Raw genomic sequence first — 22,045 nt, forward strand, 5'->3', positions numbered from 1 at the left:
CGGGTAAGCAGCCGGGTTCGGCGTCGTTCTCACGGACCCTCGTTGATGATCCTGATGAACGGTTGGAGATCCATCCGGATCACTGCGGGTCCTGTGACGCCTCCCTGCGCGGGGCCGAAGAACACAGCCGTCAGCGGCGTCAGATCGTTGATATCCAGCCGGCGCCGCCACCGAAAGTCACCGAGTATCAACGGATCTCGAAGATGTGTCCGTGTTGCGGGACGGTCACCGTGCCGGGCTGGGACGACAAGGCGGTTCCTGTCGAGCACGCGGATATCGTGGCTGCGCACGGTTCGCCGGTGCGGATCGGTCCGGAAACCCTGGCCCGGGCCGCGTTGTTGACGTGCGCGCACTACCTCCCGATCGGTCGGGCCCGGGAGTTGTTGGAGAAGCTGTGCGCGATCGACGTCTCCACCGGGTTCCTCGCCGGGATCCGTGGCCGCGCCGCGCGCAGGCTGGAGAAGAACTTCCTCGCCCACATGCAAACCCTGCTCGCCGGTGCACCGGTGCTGCACGCCGATGAGACCACCGGACGCGCCGCCGGATCGCTGGCATATGTGCACGTCGCGTGCACCGAGTACCTGACCCTGATGCACGTCGGTGGACGCACCAAAGACGATATCGACGCCGGTGGTGTCCTGCCCGCGTTCTCCGGGGTCCTGGTGCGGGACGGCTATGCCGGCTACGAACATCTGACCCAGGCACTGCACGCCTGGTGCGCAGCCCACCTCCTGCGCGATCTACGCGCGTTGTCCGACGCCGACCCCGACGGGCAACTATGGGCGACAGCGATGGCCAACACCCTGCTCGAGGCCCATCACGCGGCACAACAGGCCCGCGAACACGGCGCGACCACGCTGGACACGGCCGTCCTGACCGCGATCCGCAACCACTACCGCGGCGCCCTGGCCCGAGGCCGAGACGACAACCGTGGGAAGCGTGGAACGCTCGCGACCGACGCGAGAACGTTGATCCGCCGCTTCCACCGCTTCGAGGACATGATCCTGCGCTTCGCGGTTGATCTCACCGTGCCGTTCACCAACAACGTCGCGGAACGAGCGGTCCGACCAGTCAAGATCCAACAACGCACCTCCGGCGGCGCCTGGCGCACCCTCGCCGGCCTTATCGACTTCGCGATCGTGCAGTCCTACCTGGACACCGCCACCAAATGGGGCCTGGACAAACTCGACGCCCTCCACCAACTCTTCACCACCGGCGCATGGCTACCACCAGCACTCACCCCAGCTGAATAGGTACCATCTGGACTCTGGGTACGATGGCCAACCCAGCCGAGACGTCCTCGCCGCTCACGAGATGGTCGGCGAGATCGCCAAGAAAGGCATTCCCAGCCCCATTCAGATCGGGAAACGCTGGGTGGTAGAGCGGACGAACTCATGGACGAACAACTACGGCAAACTCCGACGCTGCACCGACCGCGACGGCGCCATCGTCGACTTCTACCTCCACCTCGCCGCAGCCTTCGTCACCGTCCGCTGCCTCATCCAAGCCGCCCGCCACACCCACCGCTGGGACACCCGCCCCACCGTCCGCCGCCTCAAGTAACCCCTATTGCCGGAGCCTCTTACGCCCGGATTTGTCATCGGTCCTTTTTGTACGCGACGCTGCCAGCGGAGATACCCGGTAATTCATTCCGTCGAGTCTTGTGATCATGGTCGCGTACCACGTTGGAGTGGCATGTACCGGGTTTGTCACCCGCGTTGGAAGGGTGAGTGGAAAGCGGTCACCCTGCGTTCGCGGTTCTTACCGAACCGGGACATTGCCGCGACTTCACCGGGAGGTCCGGCCCGCGACGGAACTGTGGTGATCGTTGGTGCGTCGAACACGTCCGTGCTTACCGGCGTCGAGACTGGAAGGGGCACTCTCTGGTGGACACCGAGCAGCAGAAGCGGCCATCGCGGATGTGGGAGGTGAGCGTGTGGGGGTCCATCGGACTGGCGGCGCTCGCCGTGGTGACCTTCCTCGTGGTCAGGGAGTACAACGAGGACGGAGCCGTCGAGGCGGTGGAGGACTATCTCTCCCTGATCACCGCGGGCGACGCCTCCGGGGCGAATGCCGTTGTCGCCCCCGGCGCGGGCGGTCCCTCCCTGTTGACGGACGAGGCGCTGAGTTCGGCGACCGCGCCCCTTCAGGTGGACCAGGTAACCCTCGGCTCGGATGAGGACCAGTCGGGCGACAAGATGTCGGTCGTCACGGTCCATTACACCGTTGGTGACGAGAGCGGCACGGCCGACCTGGACGTGTGGCGCGACGATTCGTTCCTTTTCGACAGCTGGCACATCGTGGAACCTCTGGCGGTCGGCGTCGTGCTCGGGCCGGACGTGTCCGAGTCCGGCCTCGTCCGGGTGGGCGGAACCACGCTGTCCGACAGCGGCGCGTATGTGACTTTCCCGGGTGTGTACGAACTGGACGTTGTCGATCACCCATATCTCACACTTTCGGCACAGGAGCTCACGGTCGTCCATACGTCGAATCCGGCGGCATTGATCGAAAGCCCGATCGAGCTCGTGCCAACGGAAGCCCTGCTGTCCGAAACCCGGAAACAGGTCGACGCGCAGGTGAGCGCCTGCGCCGCCGCCGCACCCACGATGCCGGCCGACTGCCCTGAGGAGAGATGGGAAGGCCCCGATGACGCCGGCCCCCTGGTCGTCCTCGAACCCACGTCCGTCGCCTTCGACGACGGCGCGGCGGTCACGACCCGGCGTGCGAAGGACGGCGGCGTGACATCGAGGATCTCCTTCTCCGGCAGTGGCACGTACTCGTATGCGGACGGGCGTCCTGGTGCCCGGCCGTTCACGGTGAGCGGCACAGCCGAGTTCACCCGCGAGACCGTGACAGTCACCTACGACGGCGTCGCCGCGTCGCGCTGAGTGTGATGCCCGGAAATACACGTTCGGGTCATTGGGGCGTCCCGAAAGCGTAGTTCCGGACATAATGCGGGCCGTGCCGGACGCGGAATCGGCGCGCGGCTCGTACGGTACGGCCCCATGGTGCCCATCAACTCCGAGAAGCCGCCGACCGGCAGGACGACCCGGCTGCGCTTCGTCGTACTCGCGGTCGCGGTCGTCGCCACCGCGGTCAAGCTGCTCATCGCCGCGCGGACCTTCGGCACCAACGACGTGCGTTCGTGGCTGTCCTTCAGCGAGGGTGTGCGCACGTGGGGCCCGGTCGACATGTACGGGCACGCCTTCAGTTCGCTGTACAACCACCCGCCGCTGTCCGGCCGGATGCTGGTGGCGATCAACTGGATGGTCGACCACGACCTCGGCACGTTCACCTTCCTGATCAAGGTGCCCGCGGTGCTCGCCGACCTGGTCATGGCGCTGCTGGTGTTCGAGCTGGTGCGGCTGCGGTGCTCCGCCGGCCAGGCGGCGGCCGCCGGTGTGCTGGTGGTGTGCAGTCCGGCGCTGGCCGTCGTGTCCGGGTTCCACGGCAACACCGACCCCCTGTTCGTGATGCTGGCTGTGCTCAGCGTGTACCTGCTGGTCGTGCCGAGGTGGGCGGCCGCGGCGGGGGTCGCGTTCGCGCTGTCCCTGAGCGTGAAGCTGACGCCGGTCGTCCTGGCACCGCTGCTGCTGGTGCTGGCCCTGCGGCTCGGATGGCGCCGCCTGCTGACCTTCGCGGGCGGCGGCGCGGTCGTGTTCGGGCTGCTCTGGCTGCCGGTGGTGCTGCGTCGCTGGCCCGAGTTCAGCCGCGACGTGCTCGGTTACCAGGGCATCTGGCCGCGGGAGTGGGGGCTGAGCCAGCTCGCGAAGTGGGTGCACGCGTCGACGGGGGTCACCGAGTGGTTCGCCGGACCGGGCCGGTTCGTCGTGCTGCTCATCGCCGGCCTGCTGCCCGCGGTCATCGCGTGGCGGCGCCCCGCCACCTTCGCGCCTGCGGCGGCGGGGCTGGCGATGGCGATGTTCCTGCTGCTCAGCCCGGCATTCGGCATGCAGTACCTGGTGTGGCCGCTGGCCGCGGCGTACTTCGTCAGCTTCTGGGCCGCCACCGCCTACAACGCCGCGGTCAGCGTGTGGGTCCTTTCCGCCTACAGCTACTGGAACGACGACGTGCCGCCGTGGGACTGGTTCGAGGGCAAGGGACGAGTGTTCCGGCCGGAGGACACGGTCCTGATGGTGATCTCCTGGGTCGCGCTCGCCGCCGTCGTCGCGGTCGGCCTGTCGATGTTGCGCGGGCACGACGAGTTCCTGCCCTCGGGCGCCCCTCGCGCCCCGGCAGAGCCCGGGAAGGAGGACAATTCCGAGCACGCAGGTCCCTCGTTGTCCAGGAAATAATGTACTCGAACGTGTATTCATCATTGTTTGGTGAAGCGCGGCCTATTTTCGTTGGCTAGTCTCCCCGGCGTGGTTGATACACCTCGCATCGGAATCATGGTCGTGGCATACAACGCCGCGTCCACCCTGTCGGCGACTCTCGACCGGATACCGGAGGATTTCCGGCACAAGATCGCCGAGGTGATGGTTCTCGATGACGCCAGCGACGACGACACGTTCTCGTTCGGACAGAGCTGGGCCGAACGCGCGGACACGCCGAGGACGATGGTCGTCCGGCACACGAAGAACCTCGGCTACGGCGGCAACCAGAAAGCCGGTTACGCCATGGCGATGGAGCGCGGCTGGGACATCGCGGTCCTGCTGCACGCGGACGGGCAGTACGCGCCGGAGCTCCTCCCGCAGATGGTGGCCCCGCTGGTCGCGGGCGAGGCCGACGCCGTGTTCGGCTCACGGATGATGAACAAGCAGGACGCGCTGCGGGGCGGCATGCCGTTCTACAAGTGGGTCGGAAACCAGTTGCTCACCCGGTTCGAAAATCGGATGCTCGGCACCCGGCTGACCGAGTTCCATTCCGGCTATCGCGCGTACCGCCTCGACGCGCTGCGGGAAATCCCGCTGCGGTACGACTCCGACGATTTCGACTTCGACACGCAGATCATCATCCAACTCGTCAACGCCGAAAAGAAGATCGTCGAGATTCCGATCCCGACCTACTACGGCGACGAGATCTGCTACGTCGACGGCGTCCGCTACGCCAAGGACATCGTCAAGGACGTGGTGGAGTCCCGCCTGGCGCGAATGGGCTTCGGCACGTCGGACTGGATGCCGACGCCGGAGGAGTACGGGTTCAAGGAGGGCGACGGCTCCTCGCACTCGGTGATTCTCGAGATGCTGAGGAACCGGCCGTCCGCGAAGGTGCTGGACCTCGGCTGCTCCGGTGGCCTGCTGTCCGAACGGATCCGTGCCGAGGGCCACTACGTGACCGGGGTCGACTACCTGGAGATCCCCGGCGTGCGTGCGCGCACCGACGACTTCTTCCAGGCCGACCTGGCCAACGGGATCCCGATCGGCGTCGGCACCGGCTACGACGCGGTCATCGCGGGCGACGTCATCGAACACCTGCCCCGGCCGAAGGAGACGCTGGCGGAGATCCTGCGGGTACTCCGGCCGGGGGGCGAGCTCCTGCTGTCCGTGCCGAACTTCGGGCACTGGTATCCGCGTGCCAGGGTCGTGCTCGGCCTGTTCGGGTACGACCGGCGCGGCATCCTCGACCAGACGCACCTGCGGTTCTTCTCGAGGGCGTCGCTGCTCCGGCTCGTGCGCCGCTGCGGCTTCGACGTCGTGGAGCAGACCTGCACCGGCCTGCCGCTCGGCGTCGTGTCGGAGTCAGAGAGCAGGAAGGTGCGCGCGCTGCGCGGGATCGACGCGTGGCTGGTCCGGCGCAGGCCGACGCTGTTCGGCTACCAGTTCATCCTACGGCTGACGCCGCACGCGGAGGACGTCCTTGTCGTCGAAGGAAACTGAGGTCGGTCCGCTGATCGCGGTCACGACAGGGCCATCGTCCACACCGGACGAGGCCAGCACCCCGACCAGGAGGTGGACGGTGACCCCGGCCAGCATGATGTTCCTGCTCTTCGCGGTGTTCTCCGCGGCGGCGGGACAGGTGCTTCTCAAACACGGCATGACGCTGGCGACGGGGAGCGCCAAGGCGACCGGCTCGTCGCTCGTCGTCAAGGCCATCACGTCGCCGTGGGTACTGCTCGGGCTGGTGGTGTTCGCGATCTCCGCGGCCGCGTGGCTGACCACGCTCAGCCGGGTGCCGCTGAGCATCGCCTACCCGTTCAACGCACTTGGCTACCTCGCCATCCTGACCACCAGCGCCGTCCTGCTCGACGAACGCACGAACCTCTGGACCTGGGTAGGCACCTCGTTCGTCGCGAGCGGCCTGTTGATCGTCGTGCTGACGAACCCCAGCCAGGCCTCGTGACCCTTTTTCCGGGGTGGCCGGTCCGGAGAAGTTCCCGGCACGGTTCGTCGCTCAGTCGCCGCGCATGTCCTGCGCGCGCCGCAGCGATGTGGCGGCCCGGCCGACTTCGAACAGCTGCGCCGCCCGCACGATTTTCTGGAGCGCGTCAGCCGGCGGCTGACGGGTCGAGTCCTCTTCGGCCAGGGCGGCGGCGAGTTCACTCACCCCGGCCAGCCGTCGCATGTCGCCGAGTTCGTAGTCCTCTGTGCGCGGTTCCGTGTGGACGACGAGCCCGCACACGACCCGCCCTCCTCCGGCCGCGGCTCCGTGCCACCGCGGGATCATGCCTGGTCAGTATGACGACGTTCCCCACGGACAGGGCGGCTGACCTCGGTTGATTCCGGTCGGCCGTTGTGGACGCTGGAACGCGGGAATAAGCGCCACCACCTGGCTTTCGGTCGCATATCCGCGGCTTCCGCGTAGCTCCTTGTCCTCGTGGTTTGATTCACATGCCTTCACCTGTTCCGTATTTCCGGTACAGTCGTGTATACAGTGCGCACATGCACGTATCGTGCGCTTTGGCTCACTGAAGGTAGGACAATGGCTCAACAAGTGCTGGTGCAATTGGTAGACGACCTGGACGGCGCAGCGTCCGAGGACGTGTCAACTGTTCTGTTCGGTTTGGACGGTGTCGAGTACGAGATCGACCTCAGTGCGCCGAACGCGGACAGCCTTCGCAAGGCGCTCGCAGAGCACATCGATGCGGCACGCCGGATCGGAGGCCGTCGACGGGTGGGCACCCCATCGGCTCGCAAGAGCGCGAGTTCGGGTGAAGCGGGAGCCGTCCGGGAGTGGGCGATCAAGAACGGGTACGAACTGTCTGGTCGCGGCCGTATTCCGAATCACGTCACAGCGGCTTATCACGAGGCCAAGGCGGCCGGTCCGGTCAAGGCGCCCGCGAAACGACGCACCGCCAAGAAGAGGTGACGTCGTTCCCTTGGGCCGCCTCTGACCGGGCGCGAGAACCGGGCGACAGCGCCTACCACCGGGTGAGGAAGCCCCGGCGTTCATGTGCCGTGCTCTTTTTCTGACCGATTCCCGCCCACACCACGGCGTGGTTCGGCTGGGCGAACGCGACGTGGTCGGCGGCGCTCCTCGCCTCGTCGCGATACCAGTCGGGAATCCACCCGACGCCAGGGCCCACCGGTCTGAAGTCGCCAAGGAGTGTGCGTACCGCGGCATGCGAGCGGCAATAGACGTGATTTCCGCTCGCGTGGTCGCACAACCGTTTCAGTTCAGTCAGCTTGGACTGCAGCTCCGGCGGCACGTCCTCGTTCGTGACGTGGGAGACGCCGAGGTAGGAACCGGGTGAGAGCAGTTCACGGTAGCGGGCTGTGAGCGGGTAGGCCGGATCCGCGCTGCCGTGGCCGCCGGGCTGCATCGTGTGCAGTACGCCGAACATCAGCAGGGCGACGGGTTCGTCCAGATCGAGGACGCCCGTCTGCCGCACCAGGTGCCACAGCTGGTCGGGGTATCGCAGGTCGGCGTTCACGGCCGCGTGCCGGTCGGGGTCGCCTTCTTCGTCGAGCACGATTTCCGCGTGTGCCACGGCGACCGCTTCGTTGTCCACGTACACGACCCGGGTCTCACGACAGACCTCGTCCGCCACCTGGTGCGTGTTTCCCTTGCTGAGCACCCCGGAACCGATGTCGACGAACTGCCGAACCCCCTCGCGGACGAGGTGGCGCACCACTCGGTTGACGAAGGACCTGTGTGCCCGGGCGATATCGCCGAACTCCCGGAAGTGGTCGAGTATCTGGTCCCCGAACGCGCGGTCGACCGCCCAGTTCGCCGAGCCGCCCAGGAGATAGTCATAGACCCGAGCGACACTGGGATGGCACAGGTCCACCAACGGCGTCGCGGTCAATTGCGTATCCGGCACGGCTGCGACCCTTCCCCAGGTGCCCGGCGGAGGACCGTTTCAGAGTACCCGCTCGGGGGTCGTTCTGTATATGACCAATTCATGTCAGTCATTCGCACGATCGTTCCCATGGGCCAGCTTGGACAGGAAGATCTCTGTGTCCGCCCGGCCGAGGGCCGCGTCGTGGAGTTCGGTCCAATGTGCACGGAAAGGCGTGATTTCCTTTTCTTTTCTGATCGTGCGGGCGCCGCCCGGATCCTCGACGTAGGTGTAGTCGGTCACATCGCCTTCCGGGAACTGAAGAATGACGAAATCCGTGTCCACGTAGCGGATCGGCGCGCCGAACGTGAGAATTCGCAGTTCGAGCCGGTTCGGATGCTCCGCGATGAGCCCGAGCAGGTGTTGTGCGACGTCGACCACGAGATCGGGTGAACCGTTCGGCATCCTCCGTAGCGACGACTCGCTCAGCACGGCGCGGTAGTACGGGCCGTCGTCGCCTCGGAAGATCTGGGTGCGTGCCCGCAGCGCGCTGAGGACGTCGGTGACCTCGGTCTGCGTGCTCGCGTCGCACAGCGCCAGCCGGTACTGCTCCGACTGAAGCGGCACGGGAATCCGCTCGCTGTGCCAGCAACGGATCTCGCGGGCTTCCAGCTCGTCGTTGCCCAGGTCCCCGTACGCCATCCACGTCGGCGGGAACCTGGGCCGCTTCGGCCGGATGTCCCGGTACCGCGCCGCGAGCAGGCGCAACTCGCTCGCCGTGTCGTCAGGGATCCCGTAGATCACGATCAGCTTGTCGAGATCGGCGTCGTCGATGTCGACGAGCGATCGCTCGATTTTGTTGATCTTGGCCTGCCGGCACCCGAGTTCCTTGGCGACGTCCTCCTGTATGTACTTCGCGCTGTTACGGGCCTGGCGCAGGAGGCGCCCCAGCCGTCGCCGGAGGATGGTCGGATCTTCGCTCACCCTTGTCCGCCGTTCACTCTCAAGAGTTCACCCCGAAGGCTGACAGTAACGACCGTACGTGGTGAGAGCACAACGATCAGGGCGCGACACTCCCCGGCGCGGGTGAGTCGCGGCGGATCAGCTCGGGAGCCGGCAGAAGTCCATGAACGCCCTCCACTGCGGCTCGGCGAGCGGGGGGAGCTCGGTCGCGCTCTTGGAGTCCCGGATGACCGTGTCGGCGTGCGCACGGCTGATGTCGACGCAGTTCCCCACCGGCGAGCACAGGCTCGACCTGCGCCAGGTTCGGGTCTGCTTCCTGCCCTGACCGTCGGCCGCCATGGCGGTCCCTCCCAACGACTCGGTGCTTCTGAGATTAATCCTGACGCGTGATTAATCTCAGGGCAAGCCCTCCGCAGGAGATCCGACGTGACAACTTCGGTGGGTTCTGGACAAATTGTTGACACGTCTTGGACACGTTCCGGGGCGCTGCGACGACTGGGGCACCGTGGGCGTCCTGCCCGCAGTGCGGCAGACCGATTAATCCGACTTCTCTCCGGGATTAATCGAGGGCGATCTTCGAGATTATTCCGAGAAAGCTCGGGAGCGGATTAATCGCAATTTCCGCCGACGCCGAAGAAACTTGCCGGACGGAATTACCTTGCGGCAGGATGGTGGTGATTGGAAACAACCCTCCCCTTGGAATCGGATTAATCCATGCGCGACGCTGACCAGAAACCCGACCCGGACCCGACCCCGGCCGCCGGGGGATGGTTATGGGTCGATCCAGAACGCCTCGAGAAGTTCGCGGACGGTGTCGAGGAGCTGATCCCCCGCCTGGAGGCGCTCCGCACCAGCCAGTCGGACGCGGCATGGTTCCGCGGCCCGAGCACCGATCCGGCCACCATGAACGCGAGCGCGCGGCTCGCGGAGGACGGGTACGACGTCGACGGCACGCCGGTGCGCGCCATCGCGAAGGTCATCAACGACCTGCGCCAGCAGGTCATCGCCGCGCGCCTCGCCGCACGTGACCACCGCGCGAACGAGCAGGCAGCTGTCGAGGCCGCGCACGCCGTTGCCGAGGCCATGGACGAACCAGGAGGGCAGGGCCCATGAGCGATGGCGAGCCGGTCCGGTGGGAGGCCAGGTCCCACGAGCAGATCTATGACGAGGTGCACCGGCCGGAGGAGCGGCGGAGGTCCCATTCGCTCGCCGAGTCCGCGTCGATGTACCGGGACTTCTCCGCCGATCTCCAGGAGATCCGCAGCCGGTACAGCTCGCTCGCTCGCAAGCTCATCGGTGAGAGCGCGGGTGACGGCGCCGAGGCGGCCAGCATCGCGGCGGGCATCGTGTTCCGCGGGCTGACCGACGCGCACGAGTTGACGAACCTCGCGGGGGCCAAGCGGAACAGGCTGAGCGAGCTGAACGAGTACCTGCGCAGGCAGATGCCCGAGCCGGTCGGCGCGCCCGAGAACAACGGGTTCACCGCGCACGGCCGCGCCTGGATGGACCCGCCGGACTTCGAGGCCGAGGACAACGTGCGGCACGGCAGGGGAGAGCGGGCACGCGACCTCATGCGCACCTACGAGCGGTCGATCACGGCGTTCGCGGGCGACGGGAAGACCGCACCGCCGACGTTCTCCGGCCCGCCCACCGCGGTGGACCGGCACCTCGACGGGCCGACCGTCCCGCTCTCGACGGCCAGGTACGGATCCAGGGTCTCGTCGTCCGGAGGGGTCGACGGGCAGCCCCCTCGGCCCCCGGACGGTGCCCGGCACTGGACCGCCGCGCAGCCGCAGGCGGGGCCCCCCGCGCAGGCCGGCTACCGGGACTTCGGCCCGTCGGGGCACCTCGACGCGGAGAACCCCGAGAGCCGGGCGGCGGGCGGCGCGATGGGCAGCCCGCCACCGCCCAGGGACCACGAGACGGAGCTGTCGTCGTCGCGGCGGGAGGACAACGACCTGTTCCCCAGCGGTGGCAAGGCGTCGCCACCCGTCATCGGACTGTGAACGGGAGGAGTGGCGGATGAGGTTCAACGGCCGGGAGGTCAGCGTGGCCGCCTTCGACGTGCTCTGGCAGGCGGCGGTGGGCGGCATCGGCAAGCCGTCGGTGTTGCAGTGTGGCTCACCGGGAGCCACCGACGCCGAACGGGCACGAGTGGAAGCCCGCGCCGCGGTCGAGTTGCGGGCCGCCGGGTACGCGGGGCCGCGCGGGCCGGGGGAGGACGTGCTGGCGGGACTGGCCCTGCTCGCGCAGCCGCCGCTCGCCGTGGACGTGCGGCTGTTCGAACGGGCGTCGGCCGTGCCGGGTGCGCTCCCCGCGCCCACCAAGCGCGGCACGCGTCTTGCCGTCGGTGGTTCGACCGGCGTGGCCGCCGTGCTCGGTCCCTCGGGTTTCAGGGCGTGGTCGTTCCCCAAGTCGTCACTGGTGAACGAGGTCATCGCGCTGTTCGGTCACCACGAGCCGCCCAATCGGATCCCGGGCGGCGTCGCCATCGACGTCGACCAGCTGTACGCGCCGGCCCGCAAGGGGAACGTGGAGGCCCTCCTCCGCCAGCTGGAGAAGCCGTTCCTCCGGCGCGCGCACGTCTGTGCGCTGGTCCGCGACCGGATCGTCGGCCGGACCGACGTCCTCGCCGACCTCACCCTGAACGACATCGACACCGGGCGGTACCTCGTGTTCACCGACCGGAACCAGATCGTCATCACGCCCGGCAACCGGGTCACGCTCGAACGCAAGCTCAAGGACGTGATCGGCTCCCGTCGTCAGTACTGAGGCGTCGTCCGGTCCGAGTTCGGAGGATTTCCATGGCGATCGTCACGATGTTCGTCGGCCTGCTCATGACAGTCGCGACGGTGCTCGGCACGTTCCGCTACGTCCGGCGCGATGACAGGCACCGCAACCAGGACATGGTCGTGTTGCTCGTCGCCATGACCGCGATCAGCGCCGTGCTGACGGTCATCGGCACGCAGCTGACGGTGGAACCGGCACAGAACATGAAGACCGTGCTCGCCACCGGCGCTATCGGGTCCGCGTTCGTCACGGCGATCTTCGGGATGTGGCTCAACCACCGCAGGTACCGCATCGAGCACGCTCGCCAGCAGCTGGAGGGCGAGAAGGCCGCGCTGGAGCAGAGCAGGCACCGGCTCGACCAGGAGAAGGTCGAGCTGGAGATCGCCAAGGACCGTCGCGAGCACGACAAGGCGGTCAGCGACATCCTGGTCAAGGCGGCCGAGCTGTTCGGCAGCGACGAGCCGCTGACCCGCGCGGCCACGATGCACGCGCTGGCCACCCTTGCGGCGCAGCGCCCGGACCGGATGCAGGAGATCGTCGACCTGCTCTGCCTGTACCTGCGGTGCCCACCCGGCGGCGACGACCAGGCCACCAGAGAGGCGCAGAAGGTCCTCACCAGGGTGGTCGCCCGTGCACGGGCGGCGAGCGGTGCCGCGCCGGAACTGGAAATCGACCTCGTCGGCGCCCACCTGCGCGACCTCGAGCTCAACGGCTTCGCGGTCCGCACGCTGAACCTGTCATCCGCCCGGCTGCACGGCACGACCTCGCTGATGCACCTGGGGGCCGGCACGGGTTCCCGCTGTGCGGTGAACCTGGACGGCGCGACGTCCGACGGCGACGTGCGGCTCCACGGCGTGCGCCTCGGCCGGTTCACCGCGGCGCGCGCGGTGTTCGGCGGCGACCTGTCGATGACGGGGGCGAGGGTCGAGCACGACATCGACCTCTCGGACACCCTGGTGACCGGCGACGCGAGCCTCAACAGCGCCGAGTTCGGCTCCCTGACCTGTGGCGCAACGCAGGTGTCCGGCGAGTTCAGTCTCCGCCGCACCAGGATCAACGGCCCAGCGCGTTTCGTGCAGGCGAGGTTCCAGCGCGCCGACCTGGACACGGTCACGTGCCGGCACCGCGTCGTGTTCGACGCGGCGCACTTCGCCGAGCCGCCCCGGCTGCACCACGCCGACCTGCCTGACGTGTCGTTGTGGCGCACCACCACCTGTGTGCCCGCCGACACGCCGACGGCAATGCCGGCAGGCTGGCAGCTGTCCCCTGGGCCTGACCGGCTGCACTATCTGGTGCGCACCTCCGGCGCCTGACGACACGACCGGATACCGGTGGCCGATTTCCGTCACGTTCCGCGCCCCAACGCGATTCACCCGTACGACCAGTTCGGTGAGAGGAACCGACATGCGCCGACCCGCTCTGCTCGTCGCGATCGTCGTGGCGCTGGTGGCGTGCGCGCCGGAGCCAGCACCACCGGCACCCGACGACCACGGACTCGCGAGCTACCTCGACGACCTGGTGGAGCTGCGTCAGTTCCGCGGCGTGGTCGAGGTCCGGCGTGGCGACGAGGTGTTGCTCAGCAAGGGTTTCGGCCAGGCGGACGTGGCGCGTGACGTGCCAAACGAGCCGGACACCCGGTTCCGGATCGCGTCGGTCACCAAGATGTTCACCGCGCTGGCCGTGCTGATGCTCCAGGAGGAGGGCAAACTCGCGGTCGGTGACCGGCTGTGCGCGCACCTGGCGAGCTGCCCGGCGGCGTGGCAGGCCATCACGATCGAACAGCTGCTCACCCACATCTCCGGCCTGTGGGACTACAACGAGCTGACCGAGGAGGATGGCGCGCGCTACCTCGCCGAGTTCGGCCAGCGCCCCACTCCGGCGCAACTGCTCCAGACCTTCGTCGACCGGCCGCTGCACTTCCCGCCGGGCACCAGGTGGCAGTACAACAACTGCGGCTACGACCTGCTCGGCATGCTCGTCGAACGGCACTCCGGCCAGACCTACGGCGAGTTCCTGCACGACCGGATCCTCGAACCGCTCGGCATGGCGGACTCGGCGTACGACCCGGCGCAACCCGGCTCAGAGCATGACGCCACCGGCTACCAGGACTGGACCACGCCCGCCGAGACGCTTTCCGACGCCGTGAACTTCGCGAATGGGGGCGTGTACTCGACCGGACCCGACCTCGCGCGCTGGAGCCGGTTCCTGCTCACCGGCAAGCCCGCGATCGTCGAACAGGACACCTTCGCCGAGCTGCTGCGCCCACGCGTCGACGCGGCCGTCGGGGTGCGCTACGGGTACGGCGTCGAAACCCGCGGCACCGGCGAGGGCACCACCATCGGGCACGGGGGCATCCTGCCCGGGTTCCGCTCGCAGGTGCTGGTCCAGCCGGCGTCAGGGCTGTCGGTCGTCGTGCTGAGCAACCTCGCGACCGTCGTCCCGAAGACGGTCGCCGACAACCTCGTCGCCCTCGCCAAAACCTGACACGCGCAACTCGACCCGGCCACACCCGCGGTGAACGGCACGAAGTGCGGCGGTTCTTGTCGGTGGCAAGGGCTACTCGGCGATCGTCGCTGTCGTCGTGGTGTTCTCGGGTGGCGGCCCGGTCTTTCGGCGTCGAGCCGCGCCGCGCAGTTGCTGGCGTGCGGCGTCGAGGGCGAGGAAGGTCAGCAGGGACACGCCGAACACGGGGAAGAACACGCCGAGTCCGATGGCCACCAGGCCGGTGACGCCGATCGCCGTGGCGCTCGGGCGTTGTGTGCCTGCCGGGGTGGTCGTGCCAGGGCGGGTCGGTCGGCGGTGCCACCACATCCGGTAGCCCCACAGGGTGATGGCGATGATCCCGACCGCCAGCACGATCAGCAGTAGCTGGTTGGCGATGCCGAACAGGATGCCCATGTGCAGGGAGATGCCCGCAGTGGCGGCCTGTGCCATGAGTGGCCAGTCGGCGAAGCGGACCGTGTCGAGTACCTCGCCGGTGGTCGGGTCGATGGCCATCGCGTCCTGCTTCAGCGGCAACGACCGCTTGACCTGTCCCACCCGCCAGGCCTGGCCGTCCTCTGTGGCCGGTGTGATCGACACGGGGTCGGTGAGTCCGGCCGCGCGTGCGGCGGCGAGCACCCGGTCGGCCGTCGCGCCGACCTCGGCCGGGTCGGTGATCGCGGTCGTTCCTGATCCGGTCGGCAGTTCCCGGTCGATCTGTGGTGTCGACCAGTTCAGTTCGGCACGGAACGTGGACACGTTGGCACCGGCGAAGTTCGACCACGTCAGCCCGGTCGCGGACAGCACGAGCATGCCAACCGCGAGCCAGAGTCCGGTCGAGCCGTGCCACGACCGGGTGCGGGCGCGGCCGGTCGCGGAGCGGTCCGGGAGCAGGGTCCGCCGGACCCTGGCGTGGCGCCGCCGCCGCGCGACCCAGATGGCGATGCCGGAGAGCGCGAGCACCCACAGCCAGCTCGCGGCCAGTTCCGAGTAGACCCGGCCGAAGTCCCCGAGGTGCAGGGTGCGGTGCAGCGCGTCGATCCACGCGCGCGTCGGGAGCCATTCGCCGAAGGTGTCGAGGACCGCGCGAACCTCGCCGGTGTAGGGATCGACGAAGGCGGTGCGGGCGTAGTCCTCGGCCACGCCGGGCGCGGCGAAGGTGACCCGGGTCGTCGAGTCCGACGCGATCGGCGGGCGGATCTCGGTGATCGTGCCGCCGGGGACCGCGGCCGTGGCGGCGGCCACCTGGTCACTCAGGTCGAGTTGCGTCGTCCCGACGGGGACGTGAAGTGCGTCCCGGTAGAGAATCTGGTCCAGCTGCGGGGTGATCGTGTACAGCAGGCCGGTCACCGCGGCCACCAGGATGAACGGGCCCACGAAGACACCGACGTAGAAGTGCAGGCGCAGGAAGAGGGGTCGCAGGTCCGACCACCATGAGCCGAGGGCGCGCACGGGCCGGGCGGGCTCATCGGGTTCGGCCCGCTCGATCGGCGGGTGCACTTGCTCAGACACGGGACCGTCCTCTCGGGTGGGACCGGGGTGCGTCGGCGGGGATGAACTCGAGTGCTCAGAGCATCGCGACGAGCATCCCGGCCATGCCGAGGCTCATCAGGCAGTGACACAGCGCTTCGAGGCGAGCGGAGACGCGGGCCGACGTAACGAGGTCGGTGCGGGTCGCCACGGTGCCGCCGGGTGCATCCGGCTCGGCGGCAGGCCCGCTCGCTCGCACGGCACCGGCCGCCCACGAGCAGCCGGTGATCGCGAACAGGACGGCGAACGCGATGGTCACCGCGACCACCCAGCCAGGGGCAGGCGGCACGGGAACGTCGACGCCGGGGACCGAGGCGGTGTCGCTGGGCGCGCCGTGGTGGCCCCCGTGCCCGGAGCCGCCAGCACCGGTGTGGCCCATCAGCACCGTCATGGTGGCGACCATCCAGGTCATGGCCGCGCCCATCGCCACGAGATGACCGGTCATGAGATGGCCGTGCGAGGCGGATCCGGCCGTGAAGCGGTAGGCGAACCAGAGCGTGAACGCGCAGAAGACGACGATCTGCAGGCGGCCGCTCGCCGTCTCCGGACCGCCGGTCCACGCCACGGCCATCCCGATCATCGCGAGGCTCATCACCAGGTGGAACAGTTCCGCGGGCCGGTCACCCGCCGCGTCGGCGTCGGCCAGCAGCCGGGAGAGGCGCGCAAGGGAGTACACCCCGGTCATGGTGAACACCAGCGTGAATACCGCGATCAGCGTGGTCGAGGCGAACACGGCGTCTCCTCACGTCCAGGGGCGACACCGGAGAAGTCGTTCACGACCAGGCATCAGTTCCCGAGACGGAGGAATTGCCGGAATATTCGGTGAACCGCACCGGCCAATGTGGACTCGTCAGCCCGCAGCGCGCAGCTGGTCGAACCAATCCGGTTCGTCGAGCAGGGCGCGCAGACGGGTGATGTGTTCGTGGCCGAACGTGTCGAGCGCGGCGACGGAGCTGTGGTCCGCGTGGGCTCCGTTGAGCAGCAGCAGACGGCCCACCTGGGTGTCGCAGCCCTTGGCGACGACATCGAGGCATGACGGGCAGTGGAAGGAGAATCTCATCCAGCCGGGGGAGTGCTGGTCCAACCGCACGTCGTCCGCCGATACGTCCACCCCGCCACAATCTGGGCACTGGACCCGCAGTTGGCGCATCGTTTCTCTCCCGGTGGTGTTCGCAGTTCCACTCCAGTGGTCGGGTTCTGCCGCGCGTTGGTTCCACGGGGGGCGTGATTTTTTCATGCGCAGCGGCCGATCAGACCCGTGATGGTCGCCGAACGGCCTAGTTTCCGGATTCCTCTTTCGATCTTCTGAAGGCCGGTCAGGCCGCGCGGTGGCGGCCGGCCGGACGCAGGTGAGGTCGGCCTGCCGGGCCTGCCGCGTCGTGGTCGACCGGCTCCAGGATGTCGTCTGCGCCGGCGTGACCGGGCGCGCCGGGTACCCGGGCGAGTTCGGGCGCTGGCGGGCGGTGGCGTCGGTTGACGATGATCATGAGAACCAGGCCGGCGACGAGCAGGCCGTGCCCGAGGACCCGGGACACGGGTGCCGCGCCGGTGGCGAGGTCGTGCGTCGAGTAGGCGAACAGCACGACCACGAACCCGGCGAGCACCGGCACCAGACCGGTCGTCGCTCTGGGCCGGAAGGCGGCCCAGAGCAAGCCGATGCCCAAGGCGAGGTTCCAGGCGGTGCTCTCGTTGAAGAGGTGGCCCGCGACGGTGGGCCCACCGCCGTGCTCGCTGTGCAATGTCGTTCTGCCCATGCCGACGAGCTGGCTCAGCCCCAGCGTGACCTGCGCGACCGCGACGCAGACGAGTGCGCCCCGGACACCCCACCCCTGCGCGGGCTGGATCACGGGTGCGTCGGCGAGGATCGCCTGGCTGAGGTCCGGCACCGGTGCGGCGCGCCGGACCCGCAACAGCCGGTTCTGCTCCTCGGCACGGCTCTGCCACGTACGGCAGGCCCCGCATTCCGCCAGGTGCGCATCGACGAGTTCGGCGGGTGAGGCCCCGGCTTCGCCGTCGAGCCTGGCCGACAGGGACTCACGACAGGTAACACAGTCCACAGTCTCATTGTCGTACCGTGCGGGACTGTAGTTCCCGGTGACTGTTCCATTACGCTCGGCGTTGTGGAGAATCCGCGAGATGCCGGCGACACACTGACGGAGCTGGCGATCGCCGCGGGCAAGGGTGACCGGTCCGCTCTCGAGCGGTTCGTCCGCATGTCACAGCGGGATGTGTGGCGGCTGGTCGCCCACTTGGCCGGTGTCGGGCTGGCCGACGACCTCACGCAGGAGACCTACCTACGCGCGCTGCCGAGCCTGCGGTCGTTCGCGGGCAGGTCGTCCGCGAGGACGTGGTTGATGTCCATCACGCGACGGGTCGTGGTGGACCACATCAGGATGGTCTCCGCGCGCCCCAGGACGACGGGTGCGGTGGACTGGACGCAGGCCGCCGACCGCAGGCAGGCCGACGCCCACGACAGCGCCGCGGGGTTCGAGGACATCGTCGAGGTCAACGTCCTGCTCGGCGGGCTCATGCCCGAGCGAAAAGAAGCGCTGGTACTGACCCAGGTGCTCGGGATGACCTACGACGAGGCGGCCGACGTCTGCGGGGTGCCGATCGGCACCATCCGTTCACGCGTGGCAAGGGGCAGGCAGGACCTGCTCGAGGCCGACGAGTCCAGGCAGCACGGCGCCGGCTGACCGTGCGCGGCACGTGCACGCAGAGATCACCCTCGAAGGACGAGGTGTGGTGATGGTGCGGTGACCTAGCGTTCGGTTAATCGGCCGAGCAGAGGTGACCGCACATGACACAGTTGAAGCCACGGCAGGCGCAGGAGCATCGGCTGCGTACCGCGCGCCGACGTGGGGTCGAGGCGGTCATCTGGGGCATCCCGGCAGTCAACTACGCGCTGATGTTCCAGGCGGCGGCACAGGAGCTGCACGCAGGCGTGAATCAGATCGTGTACTGGTCGGGACTGTTGGACTGGCGCAACCAGACGCTGACACCGAACCCGAACGCGGTCTACCTCATGCCGTTCCTGAACACGGCGAACGGGCCGGTCGTGCTGGAGATCCCTCCCGCCGGCGGCGGCACGATCATCGGGACCGTGATGGATGGCTGGCAGGTGCCCCTTGAGGATGTCGGGGAGGCCGGCGTGGACAAGGGAGCCGGCGGCAAGTACCTGGTGCTGCCGCCCGGCTATGAGGGGCAGGTACCGGACGGGTACATACCGCTGCCATCGCAGACCAACGCGGGATATGCGCTGCTGCGATCCAGCGTGGCCAGCGGCGCCGACAGTGACGTCGCGGCGGCGGTCGAGTACGGCAAACAGATCAAGCTGTACCCACTCGCGCAGGCCGACAACCCACCACCGACGACGTTCCTCGACGCCGCAGGCGTCAGCTTCGACGCGACGATCAACTATGACCTGAGTTTCTTCGAGACACTCGACGTGTTCATCCAGGCCGAACCGTGGCTGGAGCGCGACAAAGTCATGATCGACATGCTGAGGTCCATCGGCATCGAGAAGGGCAAGCCATTCGCGCCAGATGACGCTCTGAAGCAGGTTCTAAACGAGGCCATCGACGAGGCGCACGCGTGGCTCGACGCGCAGTACGAGCGATTCTTCACCGCCCCCTTCTTCGACGACGCCCACTGGGCGCTGCCCGCCTCGACCGAACTGGTGAAGGCAGCGAGTCTCGGCTACGAGGAACCAGACTCCTACCCCATCGACAGCAGAGCAGGCGCGTACTACTGGGCGTTCTCCGGCATCAAACACATGGGTGTGGGCCAGTTCTATCTGATGAGCACCCGTGACAGCCATGGTGACCCACTAGACGGCGCACGAAACTACCGGCTGCACGTGCCTCCGAACCCGCCGGTCAAGCTGTACTGGTCAGCCACCGGCTACGACCGTCACACCCATGCCCTGATCCGCGACGTGGCGTGGGCCAGCCGGGCGTCCACCACCCCAGGTCTTCACACCAACCCCGACGGCTCCGTCGACCTCCACATCGGACCAGAACCCGCCGGCGACGACGCGAACTGGCTCCCCACCAGCGCCGACCGGCCATTCGAGGTCCTGGTTCGCTTCTTCGGACCAGAACCGGCGCTGTTCGACAAGACCTGGCACCTACCCGACATCGAACGCATCGACTAGCGCCGCGAGACGGCACTGTTGGCGAATGCTGGACAGGTTCAACGCCACCGGCGCGGACGACGACATTGAACGCCGCCGAATCCTGGAAGAGCTGCTCGCCAAGTTCGGCCCCGGCGCCGTGGTTCTTCCCCGCTTCCAGTGCAGCTACGGCTCGCTGATCACCATCGGCACCAACAGCTTCGTCAACAACGACGCCATCTTCATGGACGACGCCCCAATCACGATCGGCGACGACGTCCGAATCGGCCCACGGACGCAGTTACTCACCGCCCTACACCCCGTGGAGGACCACGATCGGCGTCGCGCAGGCTGAGAACGCCCCGCCGCGATCACGATCGGCGACAACACCTGGCTCGGCGGCGGCGTGATCGTCTGCCCAGGCGTGACCATCGGCAGGAACACAGTGATCGGCGCAGGCAGCGTGGTCATCCGAGACATCCCGGACCACGTGTTCGCCGCAGGCAATCCAGCAAGGACTATCCGGCAGATCTGACTTCCATCCCAGCCGCGGCTGCCGATCCCAGCATCGCACTCGGGGTGTGCCCGTTCAGGAGTACTCGTCGACGTCGATGGCGGCGTTGACGTCGACGAGGAAGGCCATCACGGTGGGTTCGAGTACCCAGCCGAGCAGTTGATGCTGGCCCGCGAGCTTGTGGAACCGCTCTTGCGGGGAGCTGAGCTGTTCGATTTCGCCGTCCGGGTCGTCGAGGTAGCGGACTACGCCGAGTTTGGCGCCGCCGTGGCCGGGGTCCGCACGAGAGAGGTCGCGGGCCAGCTCGACGACTCGCTCGCGGTAGGGAAGCAGTCGGGCGATCACCGCCGCGATCTGCTCGTCGACCCGGAGGCCAGGTGCTCGACAGGCCAGTTGCCACGAGTGGGCGACCGGCATGGGCGGGTTGATGCGTCGGGCTCCGGCAACGCCGACCTCGTCGGGTGCGAGCCCAAGCTTGTCGGTCATCTGCTGCGCCGTGGTCGTACGACTGGTCAACACGAAGTAGACGTACTGCCGGATGCGCATCGGCAGACGTTATCCCGGCCTGGGCATGTCCAGCGCGCCGCGTCTTCACCCTCACCTGCCGATGATCGTGAAATGCTGTGTGGATGGCACTGATGCGGCCAGGTGCCGACGCGTGGATGTTCGATCTGATCTCTGATGATGACGTCCTCCGCGGGCAGGCCCTCACGCGACACCGGTCGTTGGTGGCAAGCGACCCGGCCGCGTCGTCACACTGGTCCGACGGTGACAAGACGATCTTCGCGTACAACGAGGCCTTCATCTACGTGCGTCCAGGGATCGACTTTCACCCGGGGTACTGGCCGTTCGTGATGCTGTACCTGTGGTGGGAGATGCGATATCCGGATGAGTGGCGTTCGCGAGAGTCGAACAAGGGGTCGCCATGGACGCGCAAACAGGTCCTGCTTCGGCAACTGGGTCAGTACGGGATGCCCGAGGAGGTGGGGCTGGAGGCCGCCGAGCTGATCCTCGCCGCGATCCAGCGCCCGTACCGGTGCAAGGACTGGATGTACGCGCTCCTGGTTCGACACGTCGCCGACGAGAACTTTCGCGACAGGACCACAGCCCTTACCGACGTACCCGACCCTCTCGTCCGCCTCCGGGCTCGATACATCCTCGACCACGTCGACCGCCCCGACGCCACCACCACGCGGAGGACATGGCGCCGCTGGCTGGAGCACGCGGCACAACACGATCGCGACGCTGTCGTCGAAACGGCCACTTCAGGTGACTCGTCCTCGCACATGCCGACGAGCGGTCGTTCGTCTCGATCTGATTCGGGTGGCCGGATAGGTTCTTCGTAGCCGAGTGGGGGAGGGCAGCGTGGGTGTGTGGGCGATGTTGCTGGTTGTCCCGTCTGGTCTGCCGGCCCCGTCGGAGTCGGCTCGGCGGACCTGGGCGGTGATCGATGGTTGGGACAGTTGGTTGCTTCCCATCACCAGCCGTTGAT

Annotated in this window: 23 protein-coding genes and 2 pseudogenes; 16 read left to right on the forward strand and 9 right to left on the reverse strand. The window is 67.8% G+C overall.

What is annotated here, in order from left to right; translation table 11 throughout:
- The 6 genes and pseudogenes from tnpC to WBA97_RS17470 form a co-directional block, all read left to right on the forward strand.
- The coding region (gene tnpC / locus WBA97_RS17445) for an IS66 family transposase (RefSeq protein WP_424231890.1) at positions 1-1,253 on the forward strand (1,253 nt) is incomplete at its 5' end.
- 1 nt (position 1,254) lies between these two features.
- Positions 1,255-1,563: pseudogene (locus tag WBA97_RS17450) on the forward strand (IS5/IS1182 family transposase); the annotation flags it as partial.
- A 407-nt stretch (positions 1,564-1,970) separates the two neighbouring features.
- A complete protein-coding gene (locus tag WBA97_RS17455) occupies positions 1,971-2,888 on the forward strand; it encodes a hypothetical protein (RefSeq protein WP_424231891.1) in 918 nt (305 codons plus the stop codon).
- A gap of 117 nt (positions 2,889-3,005) precedes the next feature.
- A complete protein-coding gene (locus tag WBA97_RS17460; RefSeq protein ID WP_424231892.1) occupies positions 3,006-4,295 on the forward strand; it encodes a glycosyltransferase 87 family protein in 1,290 nt (429 codons plus the stop codon).
- A gap of 69 nt (positions 4,296-4,364) precedes the next feature.
- Complete coding sequence (locus WBA97_RS17465) at positions 4,365-5,819, forward strand: glycosyltransferase (protein ID WP_424231893.1); 1,455 nt, start codon at positions 4,365-4,367, stop codon at positions 5,817-5,819.
- Positions 5,800-6,282 (forward strand): hypothetical protein, encoded by a 483-nt coding sequence (locus tag WBA97_RS17470; protein WP_424231894.1) that lies wholly within the window; start codon positions 5,800-5,802, stop codon positions 6,280-6,282. The genes WBA97_RS17465 and WBA97_RS17470 overlap by 20 nt, the downstream gene beginning before the upstream one ends.
- 51 nt (positions 6,283-6,333) lie before the next feature.
- Here the strand turns inward: WBA97_RS17470 and WBA97_RS17475 are convergent, their stop codons facing one another.
- A complete protein-coding gene (locus tag WBA97_RS17475; RefSeq protein WP_424231895.1) occupies positions 6,334-6,606 on the reverse strand; it encodes a hypothetical protein in 273 nt (90 codons plus the stop codon).
- 255 nt (positions 6,607-6,861) lie between these two features.
- Between WBA97_RS17475 and WBA97_RS17480 the strand changes: the two genes are divergently transcribed.
- Entirely contained in the window at positions 6,862-7,248 is a 387-nt protein-coding gene (locus WBA97_RS17480) for a histone-like nucleoid-structuring protein Lsr2 (RefSeq protein ID WP_424231896.1), read from the forward strand.
- A gap of 52 nt (positions 7,249-7,300) precedes the next feature.
- Here the strand turns inward: WBA97_RS17480 and WBA97_RS17485 are convergent, their stop codons facing one another.
- From WBA97_RS17485 to WBA97_RS17495, 3 genes are all read right to left on the reverse strand, one after another.
- The gene (locus WBA97_RS17485) at positions 7,301-8,203 is read right to left on the reverse strand and encodes an SAM-dependent methyltransferase (protein ID WP_424231897.1); all 903 of its coding nucleotides are present in this window, start codon (positions 8,201-8,203) and stop codon (positions 7,301-7,303) included.
- An 84-nt stretch (positions 8,204-8,287) separates the two neighbouring features.
- Positions 8,288-9,145, reverse strand: a complete 858-nt coding sequence (locus tag WBA97_RS17490) for a helix-turn-helix domain-containing protein (RefSeq protein WP_424231898.1) — start codon at positions 9,143-9,145, stop codon at positions 8,288-8,290.
- Between the two features lie 117 nt (positions 9,146-9,262).
- Positions 9,263-9,463, reverse strand: a complete 201-nt coding sequence (locus WBA97_RS17495; protein WP_424231899.1) for a DUF397 domain-containing protein — start codon at positions 9,461-9,463, stop codon at positions 9,263-9,265.
- Positions 9,464-9,838: 375 nt separating this feature from the next.
- Here WBA97_RS17495 and WBA97_RS17500 point away from each other — a divergent pair, with 375 nt between their 5' ends.
- The 5 genes from WBA97_RS17500 (at position 9,839) to WBA97_RS17520 (ending at position 14,398) form a co-directional block, all read left to right on the forward strand.
- Complete coding sequence (locus WBA97_RS17500; RefSeq protein WP_424231900.1) at positions 9,839-10,237, forward strand: hypothetical protein; 399 nt, start codon at positions 9,839-9,841, stop codon at positions 10,235-10,237.
- Entirely contained in the window at positions 10,234-11,130 is an 897-nt protein-coding gene (locus WBA97_RS17505) for a hypothetical protein (RefSeq protein ID WP_424231901.1), read from the forward strand. The genes WBA97_RS17500 and WBA97_RS17505 overlap by 4 nt, the downstream gene beginning before the upstream one ends.
- Before the next feature lie 16 nt (positions 11,131-11,146).
- Entirely contained in the window at positions 11,147-11,896 is a 750-nt protein-coding gene (locus WBA97_RS17510; RefSeq protein ID WP_424231902.1) for an ESX secretion-associated protein EspG, read from the forward strand.
- A 32-nt stretch (positions 11,897-11,928) separates the two neighbouring features.
- Complete coding sequence (locus WBA97_RS17515; RefSeq protein ID WP_424231903.1) at positions 11,929-13,227, forward strand: pentapeptide repeat-containing protein; 1,299 nt, start codon at positions 11,929-11,931, stop codon at positions 13,225-13,227.
- A gap of 91 nt (positions 13,228-13,318) precedes the next feature.
- Entirely contained in the window at positions 13,319-14,398 is a 1,080-nt protein-coding gene (locus WBA97_RS17520) for a serine hydrolase domain-containing protein (protein ID WP_424231904.1), read from the forward strand.
- Positions 14,399-14,470: 72 nt separating this feature from the next.
- On the opposite strand, the gene WBA97_RS17525 is transcribed toward WBA97_RS17520, so the two are convergent.
- The 4 genes from WBA97_RS17525 to WBA97_RS17540 all read right to left on the reverse strand — a co-directional run bounded on the left by WBA97_RS17525 (position 14,471) and on the right by WBA97_RS17540 (position 17,982).
- The gene (locus WBA97_RS17525; RefSeq protein ID WP_424231905.1) at positions 14,471-15,907 is read right to left on the reverse strand and encodes a PepSY-associated TM helix domain-containing protein; all 1,437 of its coding nucleotides are present in this window, start codon (positions 15,905-15,907) and stop codon (positions 14,471-14,473) included.
- A gap of 55 nt (positions 15,908-15,962) precedes the next feature.
- Positions 15,963-16,658, reverse strand: coding sequence for a DUF5134 domain-containing protein (locus tag WBA97_RS17530; protein ID WP_424231906.1), 696 nt, complete (start codon positions 16,656-16,658; stop codon positions 15,963-15,965).
- Between the two features lie 117 nt (positions 16,659-16,775).
- On the reverse strand, positions 16,776-17,036 hold the full coding sequence (locus tag WBA97_RS17535; RefSeq protein ID WP_424231907.1) for a hypothetical protein: 261 nt from the start codon (positions 17,034-17,036) through the stop codon (positions 16,776-16,778).
- Positions 17,037-17,241: 205 nt separating this feature from the next.
- Positions 17,242-17,982 carry a zf-HC2 domain-containing protein gene (locus WBA97_RS17540; protein ID WP_424231908.1) on the reverse strand — a complete coding sequence of 247 codons (741 nt, stop codon included), beginning with the start codon at positions 17,980-17,982 and terminating at the stop codon, positions 17,242-17,244.
- A gap of 63 nt (positions 17,983-18,045) precedes the next feature.
- Here WBA97_RS17540 and WBA97_RS17545 point away from each other — a divergent pair, with 63 nt between their 5' ends.
- From WBA97_RS17545 to WBA97_RS17555, 3 genes and pseudogenes are all read left to right on the forward strand, one after another.
- Positions 18,046-18,621: a sigma-70 family RNA polymerase sigma factor gene (locus WBA97_RS17545; RefSeq protein ID WP_424231909.1), complete on the forward strand. Its 576-nt coding sequence runs from the start codon at positions 18,046-18,048 to the stop codon at positions 18,619-18,621.
- Between the two features lie 212 nt (positions 18,622-18,833).
- A complete protein-coding gene (locus WBA97_RS17550) occupies positions 18,834-20,081 on the forward strand; it encodes a DUF1214 domain-containing protein (RefSeq protein WP_424231948.1) in 1,248 nt (415 codons plus the stop codon).
- Positions 20,056-20,574, forward strand: a pseudogene (locus WBA97_RS17555) (sugar O-acetyltransferase); the annotation flags it as partial. The gene WBA97_RS17550 and the pseudogene WBA97_RS17555, both read left to right, overlap by 26 nt.
- 54 nt (positions 20,575-20,628) lie before the next feature.
- On the opposite strand, the gene WBA97_RS17560 reads toward WBA97_RS17555, so the two are convergent.
- Entirely contained in the window at positions 20,629-21,099 is a 471-nt protein-coding gene (locus WBA97_RS17560; protein WP_424231910.1) for a DUF4279 domain-containing protein, read from the reverse strand.
- Between the two features lie 116 nt (positions 21,100-21,215).
- Between WBA97_RS17560 and WBA97_RS17565 the strand changes: the two genes are divergently transcribed.
- On the forward strand, positions 21,216-21,899 hold the full coding sequence (locus tag WBA97_RS17565; RefSeq protein ID WP_424231911.1) for a hypothetical protein: 684 nt from the start codon (positions 21,216-21,218) through the stop codon (positions 21,897-21,899).
- Positions 21,900-22,045 lie beyond the last annotated feature (146 nt).

The organism is Actinophytocola sp. (genome assembly GCF_049647105.1).
In the GTDB taxonomy this organism is placed as follows: Bacteria; Actinomycetota; Actinomycetes; order Mycobacteriales; family Pseudonocardiaceae; genus Actinophytocola.